The organism is Bradyrhizobium sp. WSM1253 (genome assembly GCF_000244935.1).
Classification (GTDB): domain Bacteria; phylum Pseudomonadota; class Alphaproteobacteria; order Rhizobiales; family Xanthobacteraceae; genus Bradyrhizobium; species Bradyrhizobium canariense.
On record NZ_JH600073.1, the window covers coordinates 7,054,004 to 7,058,338 of the forward strand.

3 protein-coding genes, 1 tRNA gene and 1 pseudogene are annotated in these 4,335 nt (G+C 59.0%); 2 read left to right on the plus strand and 3 right to left on the minus strand.

All coding sequences use genetic code 11. The features are described from left to right. Window positions 1–306 precede the first annotated feature (306 nt). Together BRA1253DRAFT_RS34145 and BRA1253DRAFT_RS34150 are read right to left on the minus strand one after the other, a co-directional pair. On the minus strand, window positions 307–1,392 hold the full coding sequence (locus BRA1253DRAFT_RS34145) for an acyltransferase (RefSeq protein ID WP_007601863.1): 1,086 nt from the start codon (window positions 1,390–1,392) through the stop codon (window positions 307–309). Between the two features lie 225 nt (window positions 1,393–1,617). Next, window positions 1,618–3,171, minus strand: a complete 1,554-nt coding sequence (locus BRA1253DRAFT_RS34150) for an ISL3 family transposase (protein ID WP_007601864.1) — start codon at window positions 3,169–3,171, stop codon at window positions 1,618–1,620. 238 nt (window positions 3,172–3,409) lie between these two features. Here BRA1253DRAFT_RS34150 and BRA1253DRAFT_RS34155 point away from each other — a divergent pair, with 238 nt between their 5' ends. Both BRA1253DRAFT_RS34155 and BRA1253DRAFT_RS44000 read left to right on the plus strand, forming a co-directional pair. Next, window positions 3,410–3,772, plus strand: a complete 363-nt coding sequence (locus tag BRA1253DRAFT_RS34155) for a hypothetical protein (protein WP_245286032.1) — start codon at window positions 3,410–3,412, stop codon at window positions 3,770–3,772. Continuing rightward, window positions 3,752–3,829: transfer RNA gene (locus BRA1253DRAFT_RS44000), tRNA-Met, on the plus strand. The genes BRA1253DRAFT_RS34155 and BRA1253DRAFT_RS44000 overlap by 21 nt, the downstream gene beginning before the upstream one ends. Window positions 3,830–4,141: 312 nt before the next feature. Here the strand turns inward: BRA1253DRAFT_RS44000 and BRA1253DRAFT_RS34160 are convergent. After that, window positions 4,142–4,335: pseudogene (locus BRA1253DRAFT_RS34160) on the minus strand (IS481 family transposase); the annotation flags it as partial.

Sequence of the window (4,335 nt, forward strand, 5' to 3'; positions counted from 1 at the left end):
GTGCGGCCCTTCAAGCTCGCCACAATCGCATGACGATCAAGCCCGTTGCCCACGTCACGAGGGCCGCGTAACATTCATTCCCGCAACGTCGGCCCGACGTAGTTCAACAGCGATCGGGACATCCCCCGAACCCGCGGTGGAAGTTGTCGCAAGATATAGGATCAGTCACCGAGCACGGCTAGTCACATGCGGACTACCAAATTGCCGATCCGTTTGACCTAGTAAAGCGCGAGCTACTTCGTGCTGGGTGTGGGAAAGCGCGGTCGGGTCCACGATTAAATCAAGAAGAAGGAAAGATGCGTCGCGCTAATCTTTGACGTGTTTTAGATCGGGCACCATGCTCGGCGATGCGGGCCATAAACTGCCTTGCCAAGACAATGGACGGATCCGCTTTCGCACTCGAAGCATAGGCTGCTCGATCAATAGCGCCGAAAGTGTACCCATCAGGAGCGTGACCATGAAAGCGAAAAGGCCCTTGCTCCAGAAGCTTAAAGGCAGGTCTGACGTTAGGTGTTGTATTGGAAGAGCATAGAGATAGACGCCATACGAGATATCGAGCTTGGGCGCAGTCCACCGGGGCAGCGGGATAGTGTTTAGTACGACACAGACCGGTGCGATCGCCACGAGTGCAAAGGTTTCTTTATGGCCACACCACAGGAGCAACACCGCGATCGACGTAAAGCAGGCAACTGCAATCGTCTTCGTTAGGCAACGTTCTAACAGAGCAACGCCGACCCCACCGGCGAAAAGAATTGCGCATGTCAGGCCCCGCTCGCCGAGCCAGATCGGCAATAGCTCGCTCCAAATGCCGGAGATTGCAAAGCCGCCAAGAACAACAAAAACGGCGCCTCCAATGGCGCGGGCATCGAACCGGCAAACTAATGCAACGATGGCCAAACAGACATAGAGCTTTGCCTCCTGGGGAAGCGTCCAGAGCGGTGTTAGCACCTCAGTTGTGCCTAGGCTCGACTCGAAAACTCCCGGAAGCTTGTAATCCAACCCGAAGAAGAGAATCGAGTCCCGCCATAAGAACGAAAATGGCGTGTTTCGACCATTGAATCCCAAACCTGGCGGAGCAAAGTAATCGCTTAACGGGAGGGTTGTGACGACAGCACCCATCAGGACGCACAAAGAGACGCAAACGATCAGAGCAGGAAAAATTCGAAAGGCGCGACTGATGAGGAATTGCGCCGACGAACGCGATCGGACCACGCTTAGAGAATTCAAATAACCGCTAATCGCAAAGAAGGCGAAGACTGCAAATCCACCCAGCGAGCCAACCCACGGCACGGCGGGCTCAGGGAACCCTGTAATTTGATACTGGTGCGACCAAAACACAAGGGAAGCGGCGACGAGCCGCATCAGATCGAAATTCCCGGCCCGCGGATTCATTGCCGCAACTTATTCGAACGAAAAAAGCAGCGCAATGTACTGCATTGGCCGACACTGTCTGTGTGGCCCGGGCCATGGGCGGACTCCTAGACTTGACGGCGACCACCCGTGGGATCCTGAGCCGCCGCATGGGGCGAGATCAGCGCATCATCGACAAGCTACGGGCATTCGAGCTGTCATTCGGCCTGCAATATTGGCTCTGACGCAATTTTGGTGCAGCACTGGTCATGTGGCGCCGATTAGCCGAGCCTGTAGCAAGTCGAGCTTGGCGCGTCCGTACATTTGGCGTTTGACCAGTTTGAGCTTGGTGATCTGGCCCTCGGTCTGTCCGTTGGACCATGACGTCGCGATCGCTGCGCTGACAGCGGCCTTGTCCTTGATGACCCCATTGGCGAAGGACATGACGAGGCTTGCGCGCGCTCGTTCCAACCATGGTTCAAGCTCTACGTGAGCCTTCTTGCGGATCATCGCATGGAAAGCGGCTATGATCTCTCGAGCTTCCACCAAAAGAGGAACGCCTTGCTCGATCGCCGCAATGGTGACGGTTTCTGACTTTGATAGCGTATCGCGGCCATTGGTCATCAGGCGAGCGATCGTGGCGGATGGTACGCGCTGCAGGCTCTGAGCATCGGGCATTTCGGCACGTCGACGGCGTGTCGTCCATTCGGTAACGACCCGCAGCGAGCCTCTAAATCCCTGCGCCTTGAGGCAACGCCAAAGGTCGGCGCCATTACAACGGCCAGCAGTCCACTGAGCGTCGAGCCACGGCAGGTAGTGCTCGAGCGAGCTCTCGCGCACCCTGAACACGTCGGATCGCTGACCTCGCAATACCCTGCGGATGAGGCCCCGGCTATGGCCGGTGAGCCGTACGATCTCCTTTATGGAGATGCCCGTCTCAGCCTGTTTGAGGATTGCCGCGTTGGTGTCTTCTCGCCGAAGATAGCCCTCATATTGAATGCGCTCGGCGGCGGTCAACAAGCTGGGATTTATGGTGGCGGAGCCGACCGCGATGCGGACCTGGCGCATGGATTTGCGAACCGCATCCAGGAAGGCGTGGCTGGCGTTCTCCATGAGGTGCCAACGGTCGGCGACCTGGGTGGCGTGCGGGAGTGCCTTGACCGCAGCAAGGGCGTAACCACCGCCGCGGTCGCGCGCGACCACAGCGATCTGTGGCTGGCCCGCGAGCCAGGCCTGCGCAGTGGCTGGCTCTCTGTCGGGTAAGAGAGTGATCGGTCGTCGCCGCTCGAGGTCGCAGATGATCGTTCCGTACCTCTGATTGCGCCGCCAGGCCCAATCGTCGATTCCGATCACGCTCGGCGGAGCAAAGGGCGGACACCCGCGCCTTCTAACCACCCGAAGCAATGTGTCGTTGCTTACGGGCAGCATAAGTCGACGGGCAAAACTCGCCGCCGGGCGGCCCCCCAAAGCAAGGCCAAGGTGATGGACGATTAGATCGAGCCGGGTCGTTCGCCGCGCCCACGGTGCCAGAGCTCCGTCATCGAAGCGCTCGGTGAAAATGCGCCGATCGCACAAAACAGAAACGCAGCGAAAGCGGCGCGCCACGACCACCAGGCGAACCTGCCGCCCCGCCAGCGGCAGATCAGTGAGGCGCCGCTGATATCGGCTATGAATCCTCTCTGAACTGGTCCCGCAACCGGGACAGAGACTCGTCCTGCTCGTGGGATGTACGGTGATCACGGTTGTAGCGCCACTACAAAAGGCGCTTTCCACGTCAAATCCGCGAGGGACCAAGACCGACGGACGTAGGGCTCGCTGCATCATATTGATTCCTTTGTGAAACCAACGCGAGCCGGCGCCTGAACTTCATCAAAAGTGAGTCAGAGCCAATATTGCAGGCCGAATGACAGGAAAGCGCCTTAATCCCCGTAAGGCGGACCTTCAGGCCTGGCGAGAACGTTTTACTGGCGAACTTCGGCTTCGCGGGATCGCGGCGGAGGCAACGCCGCGGCGAACCCGCGGACGAGTTCGAAAGGCCGCGCGCGGGGCGGTCCTCGCTATGCGCAAGAGAAAGATCACGCCCGATGTTGATCGGCGTGCCCGCAACGAGGTGCTTTCGGAAATGAAGGGCGGAACGAGCGCCAAACACCCTTGGGACGAACAGATCAAGTCACGTCAGGATGTGATCCGGCGGCGATATCTTGATTATGCCGCCGAGCTGCAGCGCTCTGGAGTGGCAGCTGATCATGCGCTAGCCCGCGAGATACGGCAATTTGTAAACGATATGCCGGCTGTCGAAACTCGCTGGGAGGTGCTGAAGAAGGAGCTTTCGGAGCTGGCCAGTAGCCGGCGCCGAAACGCGAAGCAGGACCTTGATGCAGAGGGGCACGATCAAAGGGGAGGCGATGAGCGCACCAGATAGGCGTGCGCAGGAATCATAATCCTGGGGTCGGGGGTTCGAGTCCCTCTCCCGCTACCAACAATCCCTGTGTCCAGACCGGAGACATAGGTAACAGGTCGTACCTAAGACATGGGTGACAACCTCGTGCCGAACGGGTTGTCGAGGGGTTTCAAAGTCGTTTACTCCAAAAGTCGATCCAGTTTGAGGCCGCTGGTCAGCGATCTGCTGTGTTCCGGCGAGACGCATCCATGGCCTGGCCATTGTTGCTTGGCTCGCGCTGTCGCCGTCAACCCCGCGCGTGCCGCGCCCCTGTGGGCTTCGGGGGTTGACCGCGACAGCGGAGCAAGCAAAGGGCCTGCCATGCCAAGAATGCACGAGAGCGCGTCGCGCTCAGGGCGCTGCGGTGGCAACTGAGACATCGGTGACGGGCTTCGGGCCGAACGGGTTGTCGAGCGGCTGCAAGGTTTTCTGCTCCAGATCGAAGTAACCGAGATCGTAGTGCATGAAGCTGACGAGCCAAATGCCCTCGTCGACCTCCTTGATGCCGAGCTTCTGACCGGCCAGCACGGTTGAGATGTTGATCT